Raw genomic sequence first — 25,487 nt, 5'->3', positions numbered from 1 at the left:
CAAGGCCAGAGCAATTGACACCGGTGGCATTTTTCTTCATGCTGCGTGTCGGAGAGGGAGTTGAGGGGTCCAATGAGCCATCACGGGGGCATTGCGCGGACATTTGTCGATGCGCGGCTGCGCGATGCCGTGCTGCGCGCCTATCCCGGGCCGTTGCCGCAATCGCTGGCCGAAGCCTACCAGATTCAGGCCGAAGCGATCGCCTATGCGGGCCGCGCCGTGGGTGGCTGGAAGCTCGGCCGGATCCGCTGGCCTGAAGCGGGCGTGTTCGGGGCGGAGCGCCTCGCCGGGCCGATTTTCAGCGATGCGATCTCCTTTCCGGACAGCGCCGAGCCGGTCGCGATGCAGGTGTTGACCGGCTTCGCCGCGGTTGAGGCCGAAATTCTCCTGCGCCTGTCAGCCGCGCCGCCGCCCGACATCTCGGTCGAGGGCGCGCGCGACTTCGTCGATCAGGTCCGTTTCGGGATCGAGATCGCGTCCTCGCCCTTCGTCGGGATCAACCAGAACGGGCCGGCGGTGACCGTTTCGGACTTCGGCAACAATTTCGGACTGGTTGTCGGGCCGCTTATCCCCGATGCCAAGGCGCCGGGCGGGCTGGATCGCCCCGTGGCGCTCGCGATCGACGGGGTCACGATCGGCGAGGGGCTTGTCGCCGACATGCTTGACGGGCCGTTCGGCTCGCTCGCTTTCCTCGCGCGGCTGATGGCAGAGCGCGGAATGCCGCTCGAGGCGGGGCAGTGGATTTCGAGCGGGGCGATCACCGGCGTCCATCCAGTGCGGCAGGGCCAGCACGTGCGCGCGACTTTCGGCGATGACATCGCCATCGAATGCACCACCACCCCCGCTCTCCTGCCCGAGGGTGCGCAATGACCGCCGCCGAACTTGGTGCTTCCGCGACAGCCGGGCTGCGCGGCGTGCAGGCGGCTGCGGGGCGGTATCGCTGGCTCATCGTGGCGCTGCTGTTTCTGGCCACCACGGTCAATTACATCGACCGCACCATGCTCGGCCTGCTCAAGCCCGAGCTGTCGCGTGAGCTGGGCTGGACCGAGGACGATTACGGCAACATCGTCACCGCCTTCCAGTTCGCCTATGCCTTCGGGTTCCTGTTCATGGGCTGGCTGATCGACAAGGTCGGCCCGCGCATCGGCTATGCCATCGCCATCGCCATCTGGACGGTCGGCCATGCCGCGCACGGATTTGCCAGTTCGATCATCGCCTTCATGTCGGCGCGCGTGGTGCTGGGCGTGGGCGAGGCGGGCCACTTCCCCTCGGTGGTCAGGGCGAGCAGCGAATGGTTCCCGCAAAAGGAGCGGGCCTACGCGATCGGCTGGGTCAATTCGGCGACCACCATCGGCGTGATCCTGACCGCGCCGACCTTGTGGCTGTGCATGGAAGTGCTGGGCTGGGGCTGGCGCGAAACCTTCATCTACACCGGGCTGTTCGGCGTAATTCTCGCGACGATCTGGTGGTGGGTCTATTCCGCCCCGCGCCAGAGCGGCAAGGTGAGCGAGGCTGAGCTTGCATGGATCGAACACGATCCGCCCGAATCGATCGAGCAGATCGGCTGGGGCGCCCTGATCGGCAAGCGCGAGGCCTGGGCCTTTGCGCTGGGCAAGTTCCTCACCGATCCGGTCTGGTTCCTGATGCTGTTCTGGCTGCCGAGCTATTTCAGCTCGACCTACAATGTCGATCTCAAGGTGGTGCTGCTGCCGATGATCGCGATGTATCTTTTGTCGGATGTCGGCAGCATCGCCGGGGGATGGCTGTCCTCGCGGTTGATACAGCGGGGCCGGTCGGTCAATTTCGCGCGCAAGTTCACCATGATGTGCGCCGGTGCCTGCGTGATCCCGCTGCTGTTCGTCTCGGGCCTGGAGAACATGTGGCTGGCGGTGTTGCTGATCGGGCTGGCGCTGGCCGGGCATCAGGCCTTTTCGACCAACCTTTTGTCGCTGCCGCCCGACATGTTCCCCAAGCGCGCAGTCGGCTCCGTCATCGGGCTTGGAGGGTTCATGGGCGGGATCGGCGGGATGATCATGGCCAAGTCGACCGGGCTGGTGCTGGATGCCACCGGCGGCGATTACTCGATCATCTTCGCGATCTGCACCACGGTTTATTTCATCGCCGTTCTGGCAATCCACATTCTGTCACCAAAGCTTGCTCGCGCCACAATGTAACGCTTCGAAGACCATCAACTACGCACCTTGATCATTAGCATAACACGGTGATGACACCGGTATCAAAACAGGGAGAGTGAAATGCGCAACTCAATCAGACTGATGAGCTCGGTCGCTTGCCTCGCGGTCATGCTCGCGGCTCCGGCTCAGGCTCAGTCCCAGCAAACGAGCGATCCGGCTGAGGTCGACGCCGAAGGGGACGAGACCAACAGCAACGACATCATCGTCTCGGGCATTCGCGATTCGCTGCGCAAGGCCGCGCAGGTCAAGCGCGATGCCGATCAGGTGCTCGATGTGATCACCGCCGAAGATGTCGGCAAACTGCCCGACGACAACGTCGCCGAAGCGCTCCAGCGGGTCACCGGGGTGCAGATCACCCGCGTGTTCGGCGAAGGTCAGGCGGTCAATATCCGCGGCCTGCAACAGGTGCGCGTCGAAGTCGACGGACGCACGCTGCTGGGCTGGTCGGGCCGGGTCTCGCCGCCGGAGAACGACAACCTCGGGCGCTCTTCGGGTCTCGATGCCGTGCCATCCTCGCTGTTCGGCCGGCTCGAGGTCGCCAAGTCCTCGATCGCCAGCCAGGTGGAGGGCGGCCTTGGCGGGACGGTGAACCTCAAGACCCCCAAGCCGTTCGATTTCCGCAAGCCGACGATCTCGCTGAGCGCGCGCGGCACCTATTCCGACGAATCGGAGGAGTTCGAACCGGCCTTCCAGGGCCTCTTCACCACCACCTTCGGCGCCGACGATCAGTTCGGCATCCTGCTGTCGGGCGAATATCAGAAGCGGACCTCGCGGCTGCAATTGTTCGAACGCAACAACTTCCTCCAGCGCAACAACGGCGATGCGACCGCGACCAACCGCCTCGCGCCGCTGCAGCTGCAATATGAAAACGTGCTGATCGACCGCACCCGCTGGGGCTTGAGCGGGGCGTTCCAATGGAAGCCGACCGACAATCTGACGCTGACCGCCGATGCGCTCTATTCGCGCGTGGCCAACGAGCGTTTCAACCAGGCGGTGACCTTCGTTCTGCCGACCAACCAGAACCTCAACTTCCGCAATCCCGTGTATCAGGAATTCGACGGGTTCCAGTACATCGTCGCGGCCGAGGCCACCGGGCGGGTCCGCGTGCAGAACCAGCACCGCAGCGATCCGACCGACAACCTGCTCGTGGGCTTCAATGCGGCTTATGAAAGCGATGCCGGCATCACCATCGATGTCGATGCCTATTATTCGCGCGGCACGCTGCGGCAGGAAATCGAGGTCGTGGTGCTCGATACGCCGAGCAACGTCATCGGCACCTTCGATTTCCGCGGTGGCACGGTGCCGAGCCTCAGCCTTGCGCGTCCGGCGGGCACGCCGTTCAACCTGAACGATCCCGGCGTCTACAACTATCCGACCTCGGGCAACCTGACGCTGCGCGCCAACCAGCTGCCCGGCAATCTCGAAGAATATGCCGCGCGGGTCGATTTCGGGTTCGATGTCACCGATGGCTTCAAGATCACCACCGGGGTGCGCTATGTCGATCTGCGGGCCGACCAGACTTCGTTCCGCAGCCGCGGTCTTGCCACCCGTGCCGAACTGACGCCGTTTCTGGTGCCGGGCGATCCCAATTTCCTCGGCAGCATTCCGGGCGATTTCCCGCGCGAATTCGCGACCTTCTTCCCCGATCGCGATTTCCTGCTGGACCGCGTGCTGACGAGCGAGCCGGGCGATGGCCCGATGGGCTTCGCGCGCAATGCACCGCGCGATTTCGATCTCAGGGAGCAGACCTATACCGGTTATGTCATGGGCAATGCCGAATTCGATCTGTTTGGCAGGCCCGCCAAGTTCAATGCCGGGGTGCGGGTGAGCCTCACCGATTTCGAGGCCAACACCCTGACGCTGCTGCCGGGCAATCTGCTGGTGCCGACGCGCGATACCAACAGCTTCACCAACGTGCTGCCCAGCGCCAACCTTGTCGTCAATGTCACTGATGACTTTCTGGTCCGCATCGCGGGTTCGCAGACGATGCAGCGCGCCGGGCTTGCCGATCTGGCGCCCAGCACCTTCATCAACCCCACCAACCTCACCTCGGGCGGGGGCAATGCCGATCTGACTCCGCCGATCTCGACCAACTTCGACATCTCGTTCGAATATTACACCGGCGGATCGAACCTGATCGCGGCAGCGGTGTTCTACAAGGATGTGAAGGATGCGATTTCGGTCGGCACGATCCAGGAAGATATTACCTTCGAAGGGGCGCCGCTGACGGTGCAGACTTCGCGCCCGTTCAACATCGCCAGTGCCAAGGTGAAGGGCTTCGAAGTCGGGGTGACCCAATTCCTCGATTTCCTGCCCTCGCCGCTCGATGGGCTGGGTGTGATCGCAAACTACACCTTTGCCGATAGCGAGGACAGCTCGGGCTTCCCGCTGGTGGCGACATCGCGGCACAGCTACAACCTCGTCGCGCTGTATGAGAAGGGCCCGCTGTCGGCCCGTGTCGCCTATAACTGGCGCGATGATGCGGTGTTCGAATTCACGCAGGGACGGCCCGACGTGATCGCCGCCAATTCGCAGCTCGATGCGCAGATCGGCTTCGACCTGATGAAGGGGGTGACCCTGCAACTCCTCGGCCAGAACCTGCTGCCGCGCGAATCGGCGACGGTCGAGATCAGCAACTTCAATCCCATCGCCCTCAACAGCTATGCCCTGTCGGAGCGTCGCCTGTCGATCGGCGTGCGGGCGAAGTTCTGACCGCTGAAGGGATCAGCGGGGCGGCGGACAAAAACCCGTCGCCCCGCGCCTCCCGGCTGATTGTATGAGAGAAGTTTGCAGGCGGCTTACCCGCCGAATTTGAGGCTCGAAAAGGTCACGCTGCAATCGCCGCTGGCTTGCAGATAGCATCCGGCTTTGAAGTAGACCTGTTTGCCCGCATCGCTCCAGAATCCGAAATCCTGATCGAAGGTGGCGCTGGCCGTCCCATAGGACACGCGAACCTGATTGGCCTCGTTATAGGTGATATCGAGCGCTTCGAAGGTCTTGGAAGCGGGCCCCAGCGGCACGAAGCGCGATTGGCCATCGCCCACCCCGAAGCGGTAGATCGCCCAGACGTAGTTGGCGTAGGTCTTGCCCTCGTGCTTGCGCGACGCGATCACCGCGACGCGCAGAATCGGTTTGCGCTCGGTCTCGCTGAAGACCTGCGCGATGGTGTAGCTGCTCGCCATCTTTGCGCTTCGGACGAGCTTGACCTTGGACAGGAACTGGCGGGGCTGATCGCCGGCAAAGCTCTCCCCCCGAAGCTCGACGCGGTAGGATGATTGTCCGCCGGTGAAGCTGAAATGCATGTTGCGATCGACGAGGTGCCAGTTGTCCGGAACATAGTGACCGTCCAGCATCGCGTCCTTGTCGATGCAGGCGGGAACGCCCGAGGATTCGCCGTCGGTGTCGATCTGAAGATAGCGGCTGCCCTTGAGGACATTGGCAAACTTGGGTTGAGAGCCGGGTGCCAGCGCGGGATCATCGGTGGCGACGTTGCAGGCCAGCGGGCCCGCCTGCGCGGCCGAGGCCAACATCATACCCGCGCCCAGCGCCACAGCGCGCAGGGTGCCTCTCATTGCAAGCATGGCTCTCTCCCGAATGAAACCGGCACGGATGCTCGCAATTAATGATACCGGTGTCAATATTGCTCCGGCGCCGTGTTTGATCGGAACCGGCCAGCTGCGGTGGTGTGGATCGCTACTCCGCGGCCTGCCGCTGCTCGGCGGCGAAGATCACGACCAGATCGTCGTCGCTCGCCTTGGTGAGGCGCTCCACCCACTTATGGAAGACCTGTCCACCCTTCTCATTGCGGCCGAACTGCACCTCCTTCATCAGGCCCGACGCGAGCGCCTGCTGCTGGCGCTTGCCGGTGGCGTAGTCCTCGTCGCGCACCACGATTTCGAGGAAGTTGAACTGGTCGTGCGCGGCCTGAACCTGCTCCGGGGTCTCGGGCTGGTTTTCCATGACGTAGAACTGGGTGGTATAGCTCTCGCCTACCTTGTCGCCCGGGAAGAGCTGGCTGATCATCGCCCCGCGCTGCCCGCCGCCGTAGAAGCTGGCGATCGAGATGTGCGGGAAGATCGTCCACACGCCCTGCACCAGCACATCCTGCGGCAGATCGTCGTCGGCCATTGCGGCGAGATCCATCTGCTGATCGTCCTCGCCCGAAACCTTGATCGCGAATTGCGACGGGGTCGAGAGCCGCTGGTGCGGGCCGAAGGCGAAGTAATTGGCGCGGTTGTAGAAATCCGCCCCGAAGGTGTCCTTGTGGAGCACCGGCAGGTGGTAGAAATCGAGATAGCCGTCATAGGCCGTCTTCCAGTTCGGTCCGGCGAGCGTGCGCTGCGCGAACAGCGTCCAACCGTCGAACTCGAAGGCCCTCAGCAACTCGTCATAGCCGCACAGGTAGTCAGCGATCGAAAGCCTGGAATGGGGGTCGAGCGTCACCCAGATCAGCCCGGCACTCTCGTAGACCGGAAACTTGGTGAGGCAATGCTGGCTCTTGTCGATCTTGCCGAAGTCCTGCGGGGAGGCGACGCCGATCAGATCGCCATCCGCCTTGAAGGTCCAGCCGTGATAGCCGCAGGTAAAGCGGCTGGCATTCCCGCAGCCGGCCGCGAGCGGGTTGCCGCGGTGGGTGCACATGTTGAGGAAGGCGCCCATACTGCCATCCTTCTGGCGCGAGAGCAGCAGCGGCACGCCGCAGATGTCCATCGCCTTGAAGTCGCCGGGGTTGGGCAATTCGCACGAGGGCGCGACCATCAGCGGCAGGCGGCGGAAGATCTTGCGCTTTTCCTCCTCGAACAGGTCGGGATCGGTGTAGGCGCTGGCGGGAATGCGCACGATGTCGTCGGCATATTCCATCGTGTCCGCCGCGCCGTGCGCGACCAGATTGCGGGTCATGGCGACCAGCGTTTCGCGTGACATTGCCGTTCCTCCCAAGGCACCTCTTGCCGAGCAGCATCCGCCTTCGCCCCTGCAGCGGCAATGCTCACTTTTGGCAAAGCGCCCGTGCAAAGCGAAGGGGCGGACCATCGCTGGCCCGCCCCCTGCTGTCCCCCTGCTGGGCCCCCTGCTTGACGCCGGTCAGAAGCGGAAGCTGACCTCGGCGAAGACCTGCCGCCCGCGGTTCTGGGTCAGCACCACATCGTCGCCCAGCGGTCTCCCGTTGGCATCGTTCCCCGCGGGCAGGAACGGACGCCCGCCGCTGGTGATGACGAAGATCTTGTCGGTGAGGTTCTGCGCCACCAGCGACAGCTTCCACTTGCCGTCGGGATGGCCGATCGAGACGTTGGCATCGAGCAGCCAGAAGCTCGGCTGGACATAGTCGTTGAGCGTGAATTCGTCGGTGATGTAGCCATCGTTGTAGGCGGCGTTCCCCGACAGGAACAGCTCGAGATTGTCGGACAGCGGCACCGTCCAGTCGGCGGCGATGTTACCGGACCATTCGGGCGACTGGCTGGCGCGGCGTCCGTTGAGCTGGTCGCCGCCGGGCTGTTCGAAATCGTCGGTATATTGCGCGTCGAGATAGGACAGGTTGGCGGTGAGGTTCAGCCCGTCGATCGGGGTGCGCCAGCCGGTTTCGATATCGACGCCCTTGGTGGTCAGTTCGCCCGCGTTGCTCGTGACGAACTGGATCGTCACGGCGTTGAAGTTCTGCACCTGCAGATCGTCGAACACGTAGTAATAGGCGGTGGCGTTGAAGGTGATGTCGCGGTTTGCCCATTGCGACTTGAAGCCCACTTCACCGCCCTTGGCCTTTTCCGACTGGAAGATCAGCGAGCTGAAGTCACCCGACAGCGCCGCCTGGCTGAGGCTGTTGGATGGCAGGGCGGAGTTGTCGATCCCGCCCGATTTGAAGCCGGTCTTGAATGAGGCGAAGACGTTGATGTCGTCGGTCGCCTTGTAGCGCAGCGTGACTTCGGGCGAGAAATTGTCGTCGGCAAAGTTGATCGGGCCCGAGAAGAAGCCCGGAGCCACGAAGCCTGGTCCTTGCAGGAAGGTGTGGAGGTAAGGCACCGCGATGGTCTGCACCTTCTGCTCGTCAGTCCAGCGGATCCCGCCCGACAGCTCCAGTTGATCGGTGATGTCGAACATCACGCTGCCGAACAGCGAAAGCGCCTCGGTCTTGGTGGTGTGGGTCTTGTCCCAGTCATAGGTGAAGCCGGTCACCGGGTCCGGGGCGAGGAACGAGATGTTCACCCCCTGCTGGGCGGTATCGAAGATGATCGTGCGGTCTTCGTAGAAGGCGCCGAGCATGAAGTTGAGCGGCCCGTCGAAATCCGACGCGAGGCGCAGCTCCTGCGTCAATTGCTCAAGCGAGTTGATCGGGTCCGAACAGCCTGCCGCGCCGGGCAGGCGGGTGGTGCTGCCCGGAGCCGTCAGGAAGCCGCCATAGGCGTAGCAATCGAAATCGACCGCATCCATGTTGAGGAGGCCCGTAACCGAGGTCAGCTTGAGCGCATCGGACAGGTCGAGATCGAATTGCAACCGGCCGAACCAGATCTCGGTCTCGCCGAAAGGCACCCCGTTGCGGCCTGCGGCCTTGGACGGGGTCGGCACGCCCGGCGCCAGCGGCAAGGCGGCATCGCTGAGGTAGTAGCGCTGGTCGAAGATGTTGCAGTCATACCCCGCCGGGATCGAGAGCAACCCGCCCAGCAGCACCACCGGATCGGGAGTGCCATTGGCGCCGCAACCGATCTCGGCCGTCCCGATCGCGCCGTCGTTTTCGTTCTTGGTGTATTGCAGCTTGAAGTTGGCCCGGAACCGGTCGGCCGGCTGCCAGTCGAGCGTCAGGCGCCCGATGAAGTCGGTCAGCCCGCGCTTCTGGTTGACTGCGGGGGTGTTCGCCTGAAGCAGCTGGAATTCGTCGATATCGTTGAACTGCGCGGCAAGGCGGATGCCGAGCGTATCGGTGACGGGGCCGGAGATATACCCGCTCAGCAGGTAGCCCTTTTCCTCGAATTCATAGGAGCCGCGCATCCCGACTTCCCAGCTGGAGGTCGGGTTGGCCGACCGCAGCGACAGCACGCCTGCGGTCGCCGACTTGCCGAAGAACAGCGATTGCGGGCCGCGCAGCACGTCGACCTGCTCGACATCGAAGAACCCGGCCTGCACCATGCGCATGGTCGAGACGACGACGCCGTCATATTCGAAGGCCACCGCCGAATCGAACGCCGCCGAGATGTTCGACGAGCCGACCCCGCGCAAGGAGAGCTGCCCGCCGGAGCCCGAACCGCCGACCTGCACGTTCAGTGTCGGCACGCGGCTGGTGACGTCGGCAACCTGATCGATATTGTAGCGCTGGAGCGTCTCGCCGCCGATCGCGGTGACGGTGACGGGCACTTCCTGCAGGCTTTCGTTCTGGCGGCGGGCCTGAACCACGATCACGCGCTCTTCCTCGGGCGTTTCGGCCTCGTCCGCGTTGTCCTGTGCGAAGGCCGCCTGCGGCATCGCGGCGAGGCCACTCAGCGCGGCGCCGCACAGCAAGGCGCGGCGCAGGCCGGACGGACGGACGCCGGATGCAATTCGGGCACGACGTGTGTTCATGGTCCTCTCTCCCCATCAGGCCGCAGCTACCCCGCGTGCCCTGTTCTTCCCCATCCCGCAGCGTGTCTCCTCACGCCTTTGGGTATGGCGTGCAGGTGTATGGGAGTGCGGAAAGTGCACCATTCGCAAAAGCGATAGTGACCGCGCCAATCTGCGACAAATCGGCCACATGCGCGCGAGATTGGCTGTGCCGTAGCGTCATTTGGCGGCCTCGCGCTTTCGACAGTGGCCTGCGCCTGCCCGCCCGATAGGCTGGCTGCAAACAACACGCTTGCGGGAGAGAGCGATCATGGCGGGACGGGTGGCGGGCAAGGTGGCGCTCGTGACGGGCGGGGCAATGGGGCTGGGCAAGGCCGATTGCGAGATGCTCGCGCGCGAGGGTGCGAAGGTGATCGTCACCGACCGCGAGGTCGAGCTCGCCCATCAGGTCGCGGCCGAAATCGGCGGCGATGCGCTGGCGCTCGACGTGACCGACGAAGATCAGTGGATCGAGGTGATGCGCGCCGTTCAGGAGCGCCACGGCGGGCTCGACATCCTCGTCAACAACGCAGGCAACGTGATCTTCGAGAGCATCGAGGAGTGCAGCCTCGCGCACTTCAAGCTGCATCTCGATATCCACGTGGTCGGCACCTTCCTTGGGTGCAAATATGCGGTGTCGCTGATGAAGCACCGCCACCAGACAGTGGGCGGCGGTGGCTCGTCGATCATCAACATGGCCTCGACCGCCGCGCTGATGGGATACGGCAACATCCCCGCATACACAGCGTCCAAGGCGGCGATCGCGGGCATGACCCGCAGTCTCGCGGTCGATTTTCAGGACAAGGGCTATGGCATCCGCGTCAACGCGCTCGCGCCCGGCGGGATCGAGACGCCTATGGTGATGGGCGTTTCGGGCCGCGCGGGCCAGACGCCGATGGAAATACCCGACGGCCCGCTTCCCGCCGATGCGCTCGGGGCGCCCAAGGACGTGGCGGGCTGCGTGCTGTTCCTTGCGTCCGACGACGCGCGCTTTCTCAACGGCCTGACGATCCCGGTGGACAATGGCCTCGACGCCAGACCCCACCACTGACGAGCGGCCCGGCGCATATCGATGGTATGTGCTCGGCCTGCTCACGCTGACGAGCGCCTTCAGCGTCGCCGACCGGCTGGTGTTCTCGATTCTGCTGGAGGACATCAAGGCTGCCTTCAGCCTCTCCGACACTGAGCTAGGTCTGATCGGCGGGGCGGCATTCTCAGTAGTATACGTGCTCGCGGGCTTTCCGGCGGCGCGGCTGGCCGACCGGTCAGTAAGGAAAAACATCGTCGCCGCCGCAATCGCCTTCTGGAGCCTGATGACCGCCGTCTGCGGGCTGGCCACCGGCTTCTGGACGCTGTTTCTCGCACGCACCGGGGTGGGCGTGGGGGAGGGCTGTTCGGGCCCGTCCTCGCAAAGCCTCGTCGCCGATTACTTCGCGCGGGGAGAATTGGCCAAGGCGATGGGGTTCCTCACTATCGGGGCGAGCATGGGAACCGCCGGGGGTCTGCTGATCGGCGGGCAGCTGGCGGTAATCTTCGACTGGCGCTGGGCCTTCGTGTTGATGGGCCTGCCGGGGCTGGTGCTGGGCGCGATCATCTACCTGACCCTGCGCGAACCGCAGCGCGGGCGCTACGCCCCGGCGGGCACCGACATGGCGCAGCGCCCGCTGGGTGAGACGATCCGAACCCTTACCGCCAACCGCGTGTTCATGGGGCTGGCGCTGGGCTGGGCGGTGCAGATCATGATCGGCTATGCGCTCGCCTTCTGGATGGCGCCGGTGATGCTGCGCGAATTCGGCATCTCGACCGGCAGCGTCGGCCTCTATCTCGGGCTCACCTTCTTTCTGGGCGGCATCCCGGGGCCTATCCTCGGCGGCTATGTCACCCAATGGCTGACGCTCCGGGACGAGCGCTGGCGCGCGTGGCTGCCCGGCGTGGTGAGCCTCGGCTGCGTCGTCCCGCTCGCCATGAGCCTGACCTCGGACAGCTTCAGCGCGTTTCTCGGCTGGTTCGGGATCGCCTATGCGATCTATGTCGCCTCTCAGGCCGGGATCATGTCGGGCATTCAGGCGGCGGCCGAACCGGCCAGTCGCGGCTTTGCCGTGGCGATCGCGCTGTTCTTCAACAACCTCATCGGCCAGGCGCTGAGCCTGTTCGTGATCGGCGCGGCGAGCGATGCGCTTAGCCCCGCATATGGCAGCGGTGCGCTGGCCATCGCCATGTTTGCGGTGTGCCTCGCCGCAGGGATCGTCAGCCTCGCGATCTTCATCTGGACCGCCGCGCAGATGGGGCCGAGCGGCTATCTTGCACGGATGCGCGGGGCCTGATCCCTGCGAGTCCGCGCGGCATCGGTTTTTCTGCCGATGCGCAAGCCGCCCAGACATCTTGGTGCAAGCACTTCTAATGGTTACCGAATTCATTCCAGAATAAGTTCGGCTATATAGTCTTGACCGTTTCGCGAAGCAGGTTCATGTTCCGCGCCACATAAGCACAGAGTCGCACCTTCAGGGATTACACGCCGATCTTTACAGATTGCGCGTCTGCTCCTGTTTTATTTCGTGAGTTGTTCAAGTCAACTTACGAAACTAATGCACTGTGCCTGTCGAGGCACTTGCGGTTCGGGGAGGACTGTCATGCTGCTGGAAGGATATCCCGGAGTCTACATTCAGGAAGTGCCTTCGGGGATCAGAACGATCACCGGGGCTTCCACGGCCATTCTGGCCATCGTCGGGCATTTCCCGCGCGGCCCCATTGATCGGCCCGTGCGGGTGACGAGCTGGGGCGATGTCGAACGGCATTTCGGCGGCATCGACCGGCGTTACGAGGCGGCCTACGCCTTGCAGGAATTCTTCCTTCAGGGTGGGACGCAGGCCTGGGTTGCGCGCATTGCGTTTCAGCAGCCGGGGATTGTCCTCAACACCACCGAAACCGCGATGACCGTGCGGGCACGCGCCACCGGCACGGGCGGCAATGGCATCGAGGTGCGGATCAACCACACCAACAACGGCAACTTCAACCTGCTGGTGCGCAACGGCAATTCGGGGACTTTTACCGAATATGCCGATCTCAGCACTGATCCTCTCTCGCACCGCTTCGCCGGACTGATCGTCAATGCCGCTGAAGCGGCGGGCGGATCGCCACTGATCCTGCTGGAGAACATCGCCCATCTCCCGGCCGCGACCGGCACGACCTCAACGGTGCTCGCAGGGGGCGCGGCGGGTGTGGCTGCCAGCGCGACGATGACCTCTGTGCCGCTGCCCGCAATCACGCTTCAGGCGCTGGCCGGAGCGAGCAACTCGACGACGGTTGCCGTCGCAGCAGGCTCCGCCGCCGGCACCTTCCGGCTGACCTTCGCCAATCCGACGCATGATCTCGACAACCTGTCACTCAATCCGACCTCGACCGATTTCGTCGTCGCGCGGGTGGCCGCGACCGGCGTGGTCGCGGTGGTGCAGGGACAGCATCCGCTGCGTACCCCGGCGGTTGCGGCGGCGGCCTCGTTCTCCGGCGGCGGTGAGCCTGTCCCGTCTGCCAGCTTCACCCTGCCGCGTGCGGTGGGCGGCGGCAATTCGATCACGGTCACCGCGGTCAACCCGGGAAGCTGGGGCAACGGGCTGCGGATCGGGATCATGCCCACTGTGTCCGGCGGGTTCGACATGTCGATCGCGGAATATCGCGGCACAGAGCGGGTGCGCGGCGAATTGTTCCGCAATCTCAACGTTATCCCGAACGACCCGAACAATGTCGTCACCGTGATCGCGCGCCAGTCGGAACTGGTGCGGGTGAGCGGCACGATGGTGCTGCCGCGCGCCTCTTCGACCGCGGCGGTCGATATCGAAAACCTTGCGCCCGATGTGCTCTATGCGCTGGCCGGCGGGGCGGACGGCACCTTGCCGGGCGATCCGGCCTGGGCGGCGAGCGCGGCGGCAGCGTTCCTCGGCAACGAGACCGCCCGCACCGGCCTGTTCACCTTCAACCATCTCGACCCCGACTATTTCACGCTGATGGCGATCCCCGAAGCGCCCTACATGGCCGATGGCGGCAACGGGGTCTATGCGGCGGCGGGGGCCTATTGCCGCGATCAGCTGGCCTTCCTGCTGGTCGACCATCCGATCACTGCGGATTCTGTGACCGGCATCACTGCCTGGCCGATCGCGCAGACTCTGGGCACTGATCTGGCGCGCGGGTCGGCGTTGTGCTTCCCCAAGGTGGTCAAGAGCGACCCGCTGGGCGGCGAGCGCACGCTTTCGGCCAGCGGCAGCATCGCCGGGCTGATGGCGCGCACCGATGCGCAGCGTGGGGTGTGGAAAGCGCCCGCCGGGCTCGATGCCTCGCTCGCCGGGGTGCGCCCCTCGGTGCCGATGACCGATCGCCAGCAGGCGCAGCTTAACAAGCGCGGACTCAACGTGATCCGGGTCAAGCCTTTCGCGGGCTCGGTCAACTGGGGCGCGCGCACGCTGGCAGGGGCCGATGCGCTCGCCAGCGAGTGGAAGTATGTCCCCGTGCGCCGCACCGCGCTGATGATCGAGCGCACGCTCAAGGACTCGTTGCCTTGGGTGGTGTTCGAGCCCAATGACGAGAGCCTGTGGGCGCAGATCCGGCTCAATATCGGCGCCTTCATGCAGTCGCTGTTCGTGCAGGGCGCGTTCCAGGGATCGAGCCCGCGCGAGGCCTATCTGGTCAAGTGCGACGGCGAGACCACCTCGCAGCAGGACGTCAATAGCGGCGTCGTCAACATTCTGGTCGGTTTCGCGCCGCTGAAGCCGGCCGAATTCGTCGTCGTGCGGCTGACGCAGCTGGCCGGCCGGCTGGCGGCCTGAGCGGGAGGAGATCAGGACATGGCCATTTTCACCGTCAACGCCAACCGCTTCGACCCCTACAAGAACTTCCGGTTCCGCCTGAAGTGGGAGGGGCGCTACATCGCGGGGGTATCGAAGGTCAGCGCGCTCAAGCGCACCACCGAAGTGGTTGAGCACCGCGACGGCGGAGACCCGACCACGATGCGCAAATCGCCCGGCAACACCAAGTTCGAGCCGATCACGCTCGAACGCGGAGTCACGCACGACACCGAGTTCGAGGACTGGGCCTCGCAGGTGTGGCGGATCAACAACGAGCGCGGCAGCCAGTTGGCGCTCGCGGGGTTCCGGCGCAACATCCTGCTCGAACTGCACAACGAGGCCGGGCAGATCGCGATCGTCTACAAGATCTTCCGTGCCTGGGTGTCGGAATACAACGCCCTGCCGGAACTGGACGCCAACGCCAACGCGGTCGCGATCCAGTCGCTGATCCTGCAGCACGAAGGCTTCGTGCGCGACGTCGATGTGCCCGAGCCGACCGAACCGTTGGTGGTCTGAGGGGCAGATCATGCCCTTTCTCGATGACACCGACGCGCTGGCACTGTGGGAAGACGGCGAGCGGCTGAGCATGCTCGACCGTGCGGTGCAGATGGCGGCGGCGCTGGCGGGGATCAGCATCAATGCCGCCGGTGACCTGCCGCTCCCGGTGCGCGACCGCCTGCTGCTGGAGGCGCTGTGGCGGATGGGCGGAGACAGCGCGCCAGTGGTCGCCCCCTGTCCCGACTGCGGCACGCTGCACGAAGCCGACGTGGCGCTCGCGCCGCTGCTGGAAGCGCGCGACGGTCCGCCTCCGCAGGTGACCATCGGGCAGCACAGCACGGATTTGCGTCCGCCGTCGAGCCGCGATCTGGCCGAGGCCATCACCAGTGGCGATCCGAGCGCGCTCGCCCTGCGCTGCTGCGACTTCGACGCTGCGCCGTCCGATCCGGCCGCCGCGCAAGTGATCGAGGCAGCGCTGGAAGAGGCCTTCCCGCTACTCAACATCCAGATCGCCATGCAATGCGACGCCTGCTCCACCGAGTTCGCGCGGCGGCTTGATCCGGTGCCGCTGCTCTGGGCGCTGGTAACCGCCAAGGCCAAGGCGGCACTGGCGAGCGTCGATTGCCTCGCGCGCGCCTATGGCTGGAGCGAGGCGGAGATCTTCGCGCTCAGCCCGCTGCGGCGGCGGCGCTATTGCGAAATGGCGCTGCAATGAGCGGGCTGTTCGCCACGCTGGCCGCCGCGGCCCACGGCGATGCGGAAGCCCTGCGGGCCCGCCCACGCGGGCGGTTCGAGCCCGAGGCCGGGGCGCTGCCCGAAATTGCGGTGGAAGAGCGGGCGGTCTCCGACGAAACGGACGAAGAGCAACCCCGCCGGCCAGCGCCGCGCCCTCGGCAGGGGCGGCGGGCCGGGCGTGACGACGAGATGGCACCGCCGCCAGAGCCACTGATGCCGCGCGCCCCGGTCGCCGCCGCTCCGGGCGAAGGCAGGGCTGATGCGGCAGATCGCTCCGATCTTGGGCCGCAAGATTCCGACCAGCCTCGCCGCCGCGCATCGCGGGCCGAGCCGTCAGAGAGAACCGGGAAGGCCGCGACGACTGCCGCGCCGCTGCTGCCGCGCGCCGAAAGGGAGGGCGAAGCCGAGCCGCGGCACGCCTCCCGCGATGATAAGGACGCCTCTGCGCCCGCGCGCCGACTGCCCGACGATTCCGCTCCTCCGCCCTTGCTGCCGCTGGTGGGCGATCCCCGCGCGGAGCCTGATGCCGCGAACCGTCCCCTCGCTCCGGATACGCACGAGCCTGCCGTTCAGCGCGGGCGCGGCCAGCGCAGCCTCAGCATCGGGCGGATCGAGGTGCGGCCGCCACCGCCCGCACCGCCGCCGCCGACATCGCAGGCGAGCTACCGCGCCACCATCATCCCGCGCGCGCAGCCGCGCCAGTCGCTCGACGAATACCGGCGGCGGGGGCGCTGAGCCATGCCGGGGGGTCTTGCCATCGCCGCTCTGTCGCACGCGCTGCGGTTCCGGCTGCGGCAGGTGATCGCCGAGGAGGACAGCGCCGCCATCGGCCAGATCGACGTGGTCACCCGCGCGCCGGAGCAAATGGGCACGCCGGCAATCACCCGCGCCACATTGGTGCTCTACCCCTATCGCATCGTTCCCAACGCGGGGTGGCAGAGCAGCCGCGGCGCACCCTACAATGCTGCAGGTGAACGGCAGGCCGATCCGCTGCTGGCGCTCGACGTGCACTATCTGCTCGCCGCCTATTCGCCCAATGCGGGGCTGCCCGATCTGGCGCTCGGCCTCGGGATGCTGGCGCTGCATGAAACGCCGCAGCTGACCGCGGCCCTGCTCGAAGCGGCGGCGGCGGATTCGGCGCTGCCGGGCAATTCGCCCTTGCCGCAGGCGGTGCAGCAGCTTGCCGATCAGGACGCGCCGATCAAGCTATCGACCACTCCGCTGGAGCTGGAGGGCCTCTCGCAGTTGTGGTCGATGATGAACAGCGGCCTCAGGGTCGGCATGACCTATCAGGTCAGCACCCTGCTGCTCGAACGGCAGCGGCGGCGGGCCTCCGCGCCGCCGGTGCGCGAGGGGCGGCTGGGCCTCACCCTGCTGCGCGCGCCCTTCATCGCCCGGCTGCTGGTCGCGCCTGCCGACCCGGCGCAGCCCTTCGCCGAACGCGCGCTCGCCGCGCCGGGAGAACGGCTGCGGCTGGTGGGCAGCGGACTTGCGGGGGATGTCACCGAGGTGTGGATCGGCGACCGGACGCTGACCGTCACCACCATGGCCGCGGATGCGATGGAGGCGGCGGTTCCGGCCGATCTGCGCCCCGGCCTGTCGCAGCTGCGCTTGCGCCACCTCACCCCCAAGCCGGTCGGCACCCTGCCGCCGCCGGGCGCGGGGACGATTCCGGTCGAACAGTCCAATCTGGTCGCCATCGCCATCCGCCCGGTGCTGCGCGCCGCCAATCCTTTCGTGTCCAGCGGGCGGGCGGTCGACGACGGGGTCGTCCGCTTCACCGTCACCGTGCATTTTGCCGTGGCGGTGGGGCGGCTTCAGCGTGCGGAGTTGCTGCTCAATGCGGTCAATGCCGACGCCAATGGCCGCTTCCCGGCCTATGTCTTTCAGGCCCCCGACCCGGCCCCCGGCACCGCCGATGCCGCCGTCACCAGCCGCACTTTCACCATCGCCGGGGTGACGCCGGGGCCCTATCTGGCGCGGGTCATCATCGACGGGGCGGAGAGCGCCCTCACCAGCGGCGCGGCAGGCTATGACGGCCCGATCGCGACGGTGCCGGCATGAGCGCGACCGTCCACCCCTTCCTCGGCGCCGCCCCGCCGCGTCTCGCGCCCGAACTCGACGCGATCAACCTGCGGCTCGCCGAGATCGCCGGTTGCGCCGAGCCCGAGCCGGTCGCGCCCGAGGAAGCGCCGCCCTGGGCGCTCGACATGCTGGCGCTGCGCTTCGGCCTCTCGCCGGGCGAGCGGGCGGCGGTGCTCTTCGCTGCGGCGAGCGAATGCTGCGGGCAGACCGCCGCGCTGGTCGCCCGGATCGGCAGCGGGCCGCCGACACTGGGGCTGGCGATGCGGGTGTGCGAGGGGCTCGACTGGGCCGCGCTGCGCCCCGATGCCGCGCTGCGCCGCGCGCGGCTGATCGCGCTGGCCGATGTGCCGGGCAGCGGCCTCAGCGAGCGGCCCTTCCGCCTCGACGACAATGTCCTCCTGTTCCTCAACGGCTGCATGCAGATCGCGCCCGAGCTGATCGCGGTCAGTCAGCCGCTGCCCGCCGGGGCGCAGCTCGCCACCGATGCGGCGCTGGTGGAGGCGATTGCGTGTCAGTGCGAGGGTGCCGGGGGCAAGGCGCTCGACCTGCCAGTGATCGAGCTGGTCGCCAGCGCGCGCGGTGACGGGGTGGCTCATGCGCTGGCGGGGCTGCGGGCGGCGGGGCATGGCTGCCTCGTCGTTCCGCTCTCGCGCCTGCCGGCCGAGCCCGAGGCGCTGGTGCGGCTGCGCGACCTGTGGCTGCGCGATGCGCTGCTCTACAATCTCGCGCTGGTGCTGGTCGACGATGCGCCGGGCACCGCCGCGCTCGATCCGCTGGTCGGCGGCTGGGCCGGGCCGGTCGCGCTGGTCACCGACACCCCGCGACTGGAGCTGACCCCGCGCCGCCGCTTCACCATCGGCCACGACCGGGCGCAGCAGCGCGCGGCATGGCAGACGGCGCTGGGCGAAGCGGGCGCGGCGGCCTCGCCCGATATGATCGACCGGCTGTCGCACAGTTTCCATCTCCCCGCGCAGGTGGTCGCCGAACTCGCGCAGAGCCACGGCGACGCTGCGCCCGAAGCGCTGTGGGCGGCAGCACGGGACGCGGCCTGTCCGCGCGATATCGGCTTCGTCGACCGGATCGCGCCCGTCGCCCGCGCCTCGCAGCTCGTCCTGCCCGACGAGGCCGCCGCCACCATCGCCACGATCATCGGCGCAGGCCGCGCGCATCACCGGGTGGTGGGCGAATGGGGCTTCGGCGACACCGGCGTGCGCGGGCTCGGGATTACCGCGCTGTTCGCGGGGGAAAGCGGCACCGGAAAGACCATGGCCGCCGAAGCGATTGCGCAGGCGCTGGCGCTCGATCTCTACCGGGTCGAGGTTTCGGCGGTGGTCAGCAAGTATATCGGCGAGACCGAGAAGAACCTGCGCCGGGTCTTCGCCGCGGCGGAAGCTGGCGGCGGGGTGCTGCTGTTCGACGAGGCCGACACGCTGTTCGGCAAGCGCAGCGAGGTCAAGGACGCGCATGACCGCTATGCCAATATGGAGGTCGGCTATCTGCTCCAGCTGATGGAGAGCTATTCCGGCATCACCATCCTCACCACCAATATCGACGACGGGCTGGACACGGCCTTCATGCGGCGGCTGCGCTTCATGGTGCAGTTCCCGCTGCCGGGGCAGGCCGAGCGGCAGCGGATCTGGGAGGGCATTTTCCCCGCCGCGACCCCGACCGAGGGGATCGACCACGCCGCGCTCGGCCGCCTGTCGCTGACCGGGGGGAACATCCGCAACATCGCGATCGGCGCCAGCCTGCGTGCGGCGGCAGCGGGCGCGCCGGTGGGCATGGCGCATATCCTCGATGCGGCGCGGGCCGAGCTGGTCAAGCTGGGCCGCCCGCTGAGCGACATCGATCAGAGGAGCTGGGGATGAGACAGCCCACCTCCCTCGCGATCGAAACGCTGGTTCTGCCGGGGCTGGATTCCCGCGCGGCGGAGCAGGTGGCGGCTGATCTCCACGGGCACCTCGCCGCGCTGGAGATGGCGGATCTGGCGCAAGGGCTGGTGTGGCGGCAACCCGATCATGCGGTTGACCTCACGCTCGATTCCCGCCCCGATGGCGGGATCGACACCGTCGCCATGGCCGCCGCGATCCGCGCGCATTTCGTCACGCCGGAGCAAGGGGCATGAAGCTGCGCGCGCGCCTCCGCTCCGGCACGGCCGATGTCGCCGCCACCCGCGCGGTGCGGCGGGCGGAGGTGCCGCACCGCGCGCTGATGATTGCCCGCTTCGGTCGCCGTGCTGCGCATGTCCCGGTGTTCATCGGCCCGGCGGTGGCACAATCGCTGCGGCGCAAGCAAGCGCAGGGGGCGGCGATCGACGGGGTCATCTTCCTGCCGCACGAACGGGTCGGCAGCGATCTCGTCGCGCATGAGCTGGCTCACGCCATGCAGCAGCCCGAGGCGGGCCTCAGAGAGACTGGACTGGGCGATGCGCCGCCCGCCGCGCTGCTGGAGCGGCTCGCCCATGCGCCGGTGCTGCCCGAGCACAGCCGCGCCGAAGCCGCCGCCGATCAGGCCGCCGAGGGTGCGGGGCCGGTCGATCTGACAGCCACGCCGGTTGCTCCCGGCGTTGCCGCGCTGCGACGCACCGTGCCCGAGGGCGAGGCGACCAGCGCCGAACCGCCAGTGCCAACCCGCAGCGAGGAACCGGCCCGCAGCGACACCTCCGCCGCCTCCGGTAGCGCGGGAACCGCATCGCCCGAAGCCGCCGCCCCCGCTGCCGCCGACACCGACATCGCCCCCACCTTCACCCCGCCCGAATTCGTCGAGCCCACCATCGACCCCGCCCTCGCGGCACAGCGCGCGGCGGAAGCCGCGGCGGCGCAGGAGGCGATGGCGAATGCCGAAAGCCCGGCGGGGGTGATGGATGCCTATGCGACCATGGCGCCCTCGCAGAAAGCGGCGGCGATGGGCGGTCTGCAAGGCCAGCTCGAAGCGAGCAACGCCACCGCACACGGCAAGCTTGCCGAGGCCACTCCGGCGATCACGGTGGAAACCGGGGGCGAGGACACAGCCCTGCCGCTGCCGCCGCCGATCACCGTCCCCACCGACGCGCCTGACATCACGCCTGCCGATGCCGCCGCACCGACCGTCGAAGTCCCAGCCGCGCCCGAACAGCCTACTCTGGCGGTGCCGCCCACCTTCAATCACGAAATGGAGCGGCGTTTCACTGAAAGCGCCACCCCCGAGCGGGTCGACGACCAGATCGACGCGGTGGGGACCGGCAATCCGGGCATCCAGACCGCCGTCACCGACCGGGCTGGCGTGCCGCGCGACGGGGCCAACGATCCCGAACGGCTCGATGACGCGCAGACGCAGCAGCGCGATGCGGCGTCCACCCAGCGGCAAGAAGCCGCCGCTGCGGTCGTCAACGGGCCGGGGCCCGAGGCGATCATGCCGCGCGCGCTCGCCGCCGAAGCCCCCGCGCCCGAGATGGCGGCGGCATCCACCGCGCCGATCACCCCCGCACCCGAAGCCGAGCAGTTGCAGACCCTCGCGCTGCCCGAAGCCGTGGTCGCCGATTTCGATGCCGCCACCGGAGCCGACATGGCCGCCAGCACCGCCGCCGCCCGCGACCAGATGCAGACGGCGGAGACCGAGCGGCAGGCCGCGCACGACACCGCCGTCGCGCAAGCCGAGACCGATCGCGCCGCCGCCGAACAGCAGGCCGACCAGCAGCAGCGCGACGCCATCACCGAGCAGCGCCAGGTCATTCAGGACGAACGCCAGCGCACGGTCGACGACCAGAACACCGCAATGGCCGAAGTCAACGGGCAGGCCGCACAGGCGCGCGATTCCAAGCGGGCCGAGGCCGAAACCGAGGTCCGCAACGCCGAAACCGCAATCGACGCGCGCTACGACGAGGCCGAGACCGAAGCCCGCGCCAAGGTCGCCGAGGGCGAGCGCAAGGCAGAAGCCGAGCGCGAGCGCAAGCGCCGCGAAGCCGAGAACCAGAGCTGGTGGGAACGCGCGGCGAGCTGGATCGCCGATGCCTTCGAAGCGCTGGTCTCGCTGGTGAACGGCATCTTCGATCTGGTGCGCTCGGCGATCACCGGGCTGATCGAACTCGCGCGCACAGCCGTCACCGCGCTGATCGACTTGGCCTCGCGCGCCTTGCAGGCCTTGGTCACTGCGCTCGGCGAATTGCTGAAGGGCCTGATCGACGGGCTGATCGGCGAAATCTTCCCCGAACTCGCCGCCCGCCTGACCGCCGCGATCGACAGCGCGGTGGCCTTGGTCAACAGCGCGATCGATGCGGTCGCCAACGCGCTGATCGACGGGGTGAATGCGATTGCCGCCGCGCTGACCAGCGCGGTCAACGCCATCCTCGACGCCTATCAGGCAGCCTTCAACGCGGCGGCGGCGATCCTGCAGGCGGCGATCAGCGGCGATTGGGGCGCCTTGCTGCGGCAGGTGCTCGATGCGGTGCTGCGGGTGCTGGGGATCGATCCGGCCGCCTTCCACGCCCTGATCGCGCAGGCGAGCGAGGCGATCGACATCATCGTCAACGATCCGGGCGCTTTCGTGGGCAACATGATCTCCGCGCTGGTCGGCGGGGTCGAGCGTTTTGCCGACAATTTCGGCACGCACTTGCGGCGCGGGGTGATCGGTTGGCTGACCGGCGCGCTCGGCGACATCCAGATCCCCGACGAGTGGAACCTGTGGACCGTGCTCGATCTGGTGCGCCAGATCATGGGGCTGACATGGGACTTCGTGCGCGAGCGCGCGGCGCGGCTGATCGGGCCGGAAAATGTCGCGCGGCTGGAGATGATGGCGAGCTGGATCGGCACGCTGATCACCGAAGGCTGGCAGGGGCTGTGGACCCGCATTCAGGAATCGCTCGCCTCGTTGCGTGACAGCGTGCTCGAATCGATCCGCAATTTCCTGATCCAGCGGGTGGTGATGGCCTCGATCAGCTGGCTCGCCAGCCTGTTCAATCCGGTCGGCGCGCTGGTCAAGCTGGTGATGACGATCTGGAACATTTACCAGTTCGTCAGCGCCCAGTTGCAGCGGCTCATGGGCATTGCGCAGGCGGTGGTCGCCTCGATCTCCAACATCGCCCACGGGGTGCTCGACCCGGCCAAGCAGCGGGTGGAGGAGGTGCTGGGCAACCTCGTGCCGGTGGTGATCGACCTGTTGATGAGCCTGCTGGGTGTGACCGGCGTGGCGGCGCGGGTGCGGCAGATCATCACCGACCTGCGCCAGCGGATCGCCGATGCGGTCGACCGGATGCTGGAGCGCGTGCTGACCACGCTCGGCCTGCGCCGCGGCGCCGCTGGCGGGGCGGGGGCGGCAGGTGCTGCGGGTGCGGGGGCGGCGGGAGCCGGACAGATCGGCCACCCGGTCCGCGTCGACGTGGCCGAGGGCGAGGATCACACCCTCAGCATCGACCGCACTGGCCCGGGCGGCGCCACGGTGATGCTCCGCAGCGACCCGCGGCCGCTGGGGTCGTGGCTGGATACGCTGACGGCAACCGCGAACAGGGAAACCGATGCGACCAAAAAGCAGACCGCTCTGGACAAGATTGGCGAAGCGCGGACGTTGCTCAACACGCTCGATCCGCTGGTCGATGCGGTAGCGACGGCGCCTGCTCCGACGACGGGTACGGCATCAGGCAGCGGCGCCGGAGCTGCCGGGCCCGCGCGCACCGCTGCTCCTCGATCGGCCGAAGAGATCACGCGCATCGAGGAGCGGATGGGCCCGATCCTCAAGATCATTTTCGACAATCTCTCGGGCGCAAATGCCGCCTTCGCCGACCGCTTCCGCGAGAATATCCGCGCGGCGCACCCGCAGGCACAGGCGATGATCGGAAGCCTGCTGCGCGCTAATGCCGCGACCTGGCATACGCTATCCACATGGGAGCAGGTAGGCGACCGGCTGAAGACGACTGAGGGCTTGTTCAGCGATCCCCTCGATTCCTCCCGCAGCTTCGGAGGTGTCGCACGCGATGCCCTGACAGCGGCAATTCCGACCGAACACGCCGGGCTTGCGCAACGCGTTGTGACGATGGTTCGGCAAAAGGTGCGCGATAATGACTCGGCGAGCGAATACACATCGCTGAAGCGCGCGCTGCATGAGGCAATATTGCGAAATGCTCTTGGCAGCGCGAATGACGAGTTGATCGCTGCGGCGCGAAAGGCTGCGACCGAACTTGCCAGTTCAAGCGAGGTTGATCCCGATCTTCGGGCGCAGGTTGAACGGCGAGGGCTTGATTTCTTCCTGCTCGCCATGGGTGCCGGGGTTACTCTGGGCACTATCACACCTGCCCGGTTTGACGAATTGTGGGAAGCGCCCGGCGGGGCCAATAAGGAATTCATTGCCTCCCGCTTCCGCTGGTCAAGCGGGGCGCACGAATGGATCCCGACCAACTACATCCCCGAGGTCCTCGCCCGGGCGCGAACCGCGCGGGAAGAGGAGGGAATGATTGCCGCCGCGATGTGGGTGAAACTCCAGAACGAATGGCGCACGCCGACCGATCTGATCATCTACGACCCGGCAACCACGCCGTGGGAACGCCGCGTCAATGTCGGCGGCGCAACCATGATCGTGCCGCAGGGCCATTCGGGAGCGGTTTATGCCAAGGCCGACGATAGTGGAACGATGACTGCCCAGCCACAACAACAGACGGTCGGCCAAGAAGCCTGGCACAACGATCTGCGCGCGATCTTTGACCGGTACAAGACCTACGAAAACAATACGCGCGCCGCGGTGGTTGAGGTTGTGAACCGGATTCAGGCTTATTCGGACCGAACGGTTTGGAAGGGCGACAACCGGGCGGCAATCATCGGTTTCAATGAATATTATCAGGGTGATAGACGCACTCATATCGGTGTTGTGAACCTGATCAGAAACGCGAGGCGCTCAGTCGGCACGCTTCAGACCGACTTCGAGATGGCGCGCGGCATCATTGCGAGGGCAGGCCGATGACCGCCCCCTTCACCCCCAAGACCCTGCGCGGGGCGATTGTCAGCTTCAAGCTGCCCGATCCCATGCCCAGCGTCATCGTCTTCCAGTACAATCCCGCCAGCCTGTCGCGCACGCTCGAGGCGCGGACCTCGGGCGGGGGCGAGGGGGCGGGGGAGGAAGCCTTCCGCATCGCCGGGGCGCCAAACGAGACGATCAAGCTCGAGATCGAGTTCGACGACACCGCCGGCATGGGCGGCAGCGACACGGCCCAGCCCGGCGGCGTCGCGGCGCAGCTTGCCGCGCTCGAAATGCTGATCGCGCCGTCGAGCGCGCTGGTCATCGCCAACACGATCCTCACCCAGATCGGCACGATCGAGATCATTCCGCCGCAGGCCCCCTTCACCGTGCTGGTGTTCGGGCGCAACCGGGTGGTGCCGGTGCGGATCGCCGAATTCGGCGTCAGCGAGGACGAGTTCGGCCCCGATCTGACGCCGATCCGCGCCAAGGTCTCGCTCGGGCTTAAGGTGCTGACCTATTCGGACCTGCAGTTCACGCATCCCGGCCATCACCTCAGCCTTGCGCATCAGGTCAGCAAGGAGGTGCTCGCCAAGATCGCCAACGTAGGCTCGCTCGATGCCGTGCTCGGCAGCGGGCAGCGGATCATCTGAGGGGA

General features: G+C 66.8%; 17 protein-coding genes. 14 read left to right on the top strand and 3 right to left on the bottom strand.

Annotated elements, in window-relative coordinates:
* Positions 1 to 72: 72 nt before the first annotated feature.
* The 3 genes from BZF59_RS02355 to BZF59_RS02345 all read left to right on the top strand — a co-directional run bounded on the left by BZF59_RS02355 (position 73) and on the right by BZF59_RS02345 (position 4,907).
* Positions 73 to 870: a 2-keto-4-pentenoate hydratase gene (locus tag BZF59_RS02355; RefSeq protein ID WP_086606627.1), complete on the top strand. Its 798-nt coding sequence runs from the start codon at positions 73 to 75 to the stop codon at positions 868 to 870.
* Positions 867 to 2,174 carry an MFS transporter gene (locus tag BZF59_RS02350; protein ID WP_086606626.1) on the top strand — a complete coding sequence of 436 codons (1,308 nt, stop codon included), beginning with the start codon at positions 867 to 869 and terminating at the stop codon, positions 2,172 to 2,174. Before BZF59_RS02355 ends, BZF59_RS02350 begins: the two co-directional genes overlap by 4 nt.
* A gap of 102 nt (positions 2,175 to 2,276) precedes the next feature.
* Positions 2,277 to 4,907 (top strand): TonB-dependent receptor, encoded by a 2,631-nt coding sequence (locus BZF59_RS02345; RefSeq protein ID WP_158094257.1) that lies wholly within the window; start codon positions 2,277 to 2,279, stop codon positions 4,905 to 4,907.
* 86 nt (positions 4,908 to 4,993) lie between these two features.
* On the opposite strand, the gene BZF59_RS02340 is transcribed toward BZF59_RS02345, so the two are convergent.
* The 3 genes from BZF59_RS02340 to BZF59_RS02330 all read right to left on the bottom strand — a co-directional run bounded on the left by BZF59_RS02340 (position 4,994) and on the right by BZF59_RS02330 (position 9,740).
* The gene (locus BZF59_RS02340; RefSeq protein WP_086606624.1) at positions 4,994 to 5,776 is read right to left on the bottom strand and encodes a polysaccharide lyase family 7 protein; all 783 of its coding nucleotides are present in this window, start codon (positions 5,774 to 5,776) and stop codon (positions 4,994 to 4,996) included.
* A gap of 112 nt (positions 5,777 to 5,888) precedes the next feature.
* Complete coding sequence (locus BZF59_RS02335) at positions 5,889 to 7,118, bottom strand: aromatic ring-hydroxylating oxygenase subunit alpha (RefSeq protein ID WP_158094256.1); 1,230 nt, start codon at positions 7,116 to 7,118, stop codon at positions 5,889 to 5,891.
* A gap of 159 nt (positions 7,119 to 7,277) precedes the next feature.
* A complete protein-coding gene (locus BZF59_RS02330) occupies positions 7,278 to 9,740 on the bottom strand; it encodes a TonB-dependent receptor (protein ID WP_086606622.1) in 2,463 nt (820 codons plus the stop codon).
* A gap of 289 nt (positions 9,741 to 10,029) precedes the next feature.
* Here BZF59_RS02330 and BZF59_RS02325 point away from each other — a divergent pair, with 289 nt between their 5' ends.
* The 11 genes from BZF59_RS02325 to BZF59_RS02275 all read left to right on the top strand — a co-directional run bounded on the left by BZF59_RS02325 (position 10,030) and on the right by BZF59_RS02275 (position 25,482).
* Positions 10,030 to 10,809, top strand: coding sequence for an SDR family NAD(P)-dependent oxidoreductase (locus BZF59_RS02325; RefSeq protein ID WP_086606621.1), 780 nt, complete (start codon positions 10,030 to 10,032; stop codon positions 10,807 to 10,809).
* The gene (locus BZF59_RS02320; RefSeq protein WP_086606620.1) at positions 10,781 to 12,082 is read left to right on the top strand and encodes a spinster family MFS transporter; all 1,302 of its coding nucleotides are present in this window, start codon (positions 10,781 to 10,783) and stop codon (positions 12,080 to 12,082) included. Before BZF59_RS02325 ends, BZF59_RS02320 begins: the two co-directional genes overlap by 29 nt.
* A 306-nt stretch (positions 12,083 to 12,388) precedes the next feature.
* Positions 12,389 to 14,575: a phage tail sheath family protein gene (locus BZF59_RS02315; RefSeq protein WP_158094255.1), complete on the top strand. Its 2,187-nt coding sequence runs from the start codon at positions 12,389 to 12,391 to the stop codon at positions 14,573 to 14,575.
* Between the two features lie 18 nt (positions 14,576 to 14,593).
* The gene (locus BZF59_RS02310; protein ID WP_086606618.1) at positions 14,594 to 15,109 is read left to right on the top strand and encodes a phage tail protein; all 516 of its coding nucleotides are present in this window, start codon (positions 14,594 to 14,596) and stop codon (positions 15,107 to 15,109) included.
* A 10-nt stretch (positions 15,110 to 15,119) separates the two neighbouring features.
* Complete coding sequence (locus BZF59_RS02305; RefSeq protein ID WP_086606617.1) at positions 15,120 to 15,806, top strand: hypothetical protein; 687 nt, start codon at positions 15,120 to 15,122, stop codon at positions 15,804 to 15,806.
* Positions 15,803 to 16,561, top strand: a complete 759-nt coding sequence (locus tag BZF59_RS02300; protein WP_086606616.1) for a flagellar biosynthesis protein FlhF — start codon at positions 15,803 to 15,805, stop codon at positions 16,559 to 16,561. The genes BZF59_RS02305 and BZF59_RS02300 overlap by 4 nt, the downstream gene beginning before the upstream one ends.
* Before the next feature lie 3 nt (positions 16,562 to 16,564).
* The gene (locus tag BZF59_RS02295) at positions 16,565 to 17,890 is read left to right on the top strand and encodes a Pvc16 family protein (protein WP_086606615.1); all 1,326 of its coding nucleotides are present in this window, start codon (positions 16,565 to 16,567) and stop codon (positions 17,888 to 17,890) included.
* Positions 17,887 to 19,779 carry an ATP-binding protein gene (locus tag BZF59_RS02290; RefSeq protein ID WP_086606614.1) on the top strand — a complete coding sequence of 631 codons (1,893 nt, stop codon included), beginning with the start codon at positions 17,887 to 17,889 and terminating at the stop codon, positions 19,777 to 19,779. Before BZF59_RS02295 ends, BZF59_RS02290 begins: the two co-directional genes overlap by 4 nt.
* A complete protein-coding gene (locus tag BZF59_RS02285) occupies positions 19,776 to 20,036 on the top strand; it encodes a hypothetical protein (protein WP_086606613.1) in 261 nt (86 codons plus the stop codon). The genes BZF59_RS02290 and BZF59_RS02285 overlap by 4 nt, the downstream gene beginning before the upstream one ends.
* Complete coding sequence (locus tag BZF59_RS02280) at positions 20,033 to 24,835, top strand: eCIS core domain-containing protein (protein ID WP_086606612.1); 4,803 nt, start codon at positions 20,033 to 20,035, stop codon at positions 24,833 to 24,835. The genes BZF59_RS02285 and BZF59_RS02280 overlap by 4 nt, the downstream gene beginning before the upstream one ends.
* A complete protein-coding gene (locus BZF59_RS02275) occupies positions 24,832 to 25,482 on the top strand; it encodes a hypothetical protein (protein WP_086606611.1) in 651 nt (216 codons plus the stop codon). The genes BZF59_RS02280 and BZF59_RS02275 overlap by 4 nt, the downstream gene beginning before the upstream one ends.
* Positions 25,483 to 25,487 lie beyond the last annotated feature (5 nt).

Source organism: Erythrobacter donghaensis (genome assembly GCF_002155425.1).
Classification (GTDB): domain Bacteria; phylum Pseudomonadota; class Alphaproteobacteria; order Sphingomonadales; family Sphingomonadaceae; genus Erythrobacter; species Erythrobacter donghaensis.
Note: the sequence above shows the minus strand (reverse complement) of the source record. Positions and strands in the feature narration are given on the sequence as shown.

Excerpts from the sequence above, each read along its gene's own strand:
- BZF59_RS02355 (WP_086606627.1), top strand. The coding sequence starts at position 73 with ATGAGCCATCACGGGGGCATTGCGCGGACATTTGTCGATGCGCGGCTG.
- BZF59_RS02280 (WP_086606612.1), top strand. The coding sequence starts at position 20,033 with ATGAAGCTGCGCGCGCGCCTCCGCTCCGGCACGGCCGATGTCGCCGCC.
- BZF59_RS02295 (WP_086606615.1), top strand. The coding sequence starts at position 16,565 with ATGCCGGGGGGTCTTGCCATCGCCGCTCTGTCGCACGCGCTGCGGTTC.
- BZF59_RS02300 (WP_086606616.1), top strand. The coding sequence starts at position 15,803 with ATGAGCGGGCTGTTCGCCACGCTGGCCGCCGCGGCCCACGGCGATGCG.
- BZF59_RS02325 (WP_086606621.1), top strand. The coding sequence starts at position 10,030 with ATGGCGGGACGGGTGGCGGGCAAGGTGGCGCTCGTGACGGGCGGGGCA.
- BZF59_RS02285 (WP_086606613.1), top strand. The coding sequence starts at position 19,776 with ATGAGACAGCCCACCTCCCTCGCGATCGAAACGCTGGTTCTGCCGGGG.
- BZF59_RS02305 (WP_086606617.1), top strand. The coding sequence starts at position 15,120 with ATGCCCTTTCTCGATGACACCGACGCGCTGGCACTGTGGGAAGACGGC.
- BZF59_RS02345 (WP_158094257.1), top strand. The coding sequence starts at position 2,277 with ATGAGCTCGGTCGCTTGCCTCGCGGTCATGCTCGCGGCTCCGGCTCAG.
- BZF59_RS02275 (WP_086606611.1), top strand. The coding sequence starts at position 24,832 with ATGACCGCCCCCTTCACCCCCAAGACCCTGCGCGGGGCGATTGTCAGC.
- BZF59_RS02290 (WP_086606614.1), top strand. The coding sequence starts at position 17,887 with ATGAGCGCGACCGTCCACCCCTTCCTCGGCGCCGCCCCGCCGCGTCTC.
- BZF59_RS02350 (WP_086606626.1), top strand. The coding sequence starts at position 867 with ATGACCGCCGCCGAACTTGGTGCTTCCGCGACAGCCGGGCTGCGCGGC.
- BZF59_RS02335 (WP_158094256.1), bottom strand. The coding sequence starts at position 7,118 with ATGTCACGCGAAACGCTGGTCGCCATGACCCGCAATCTGGTCGCGCAC.
- BZF59_RS02330 (WP_086606622.1), bottom strand. The coding sequence starts at position 9,740 with ATGAACACACGTCGTGCCCGAATTGCATCCGGCGTCCGTCCGTCCGGC.
- BZF59_RS02340 (WP_086606624.1), bottom strand. The coding sequence starts at position 5,776 with ATGCTTGCAATGAGAGGCACCCTGCGCGCTGTGGCGCTGGGCGCGGGT.
- BZF59_RS02320 (WP_086606620.1), top strand. The coding sequence starts at position 10,781 with ATGGCCTCGACGCCAGACCCCACCACTGACGAGCGGCCCGGCGCATAT.
- BZF59_RS02310 (WP_086606618.1), top strand. The coding sequence starts at position 14,594 with ATGGCCATTTTCACCGTCAACGCCAACCGCTTCGACCCCTACAAGAAC.
- BZF59_RS02315 (WP_158094255.1), top strand. The coding sequence starts at position 12,389 with ATGCTGCTGGAAGGATATCCCGGAGTCTACATTCAGGAAGTGCCTTCG.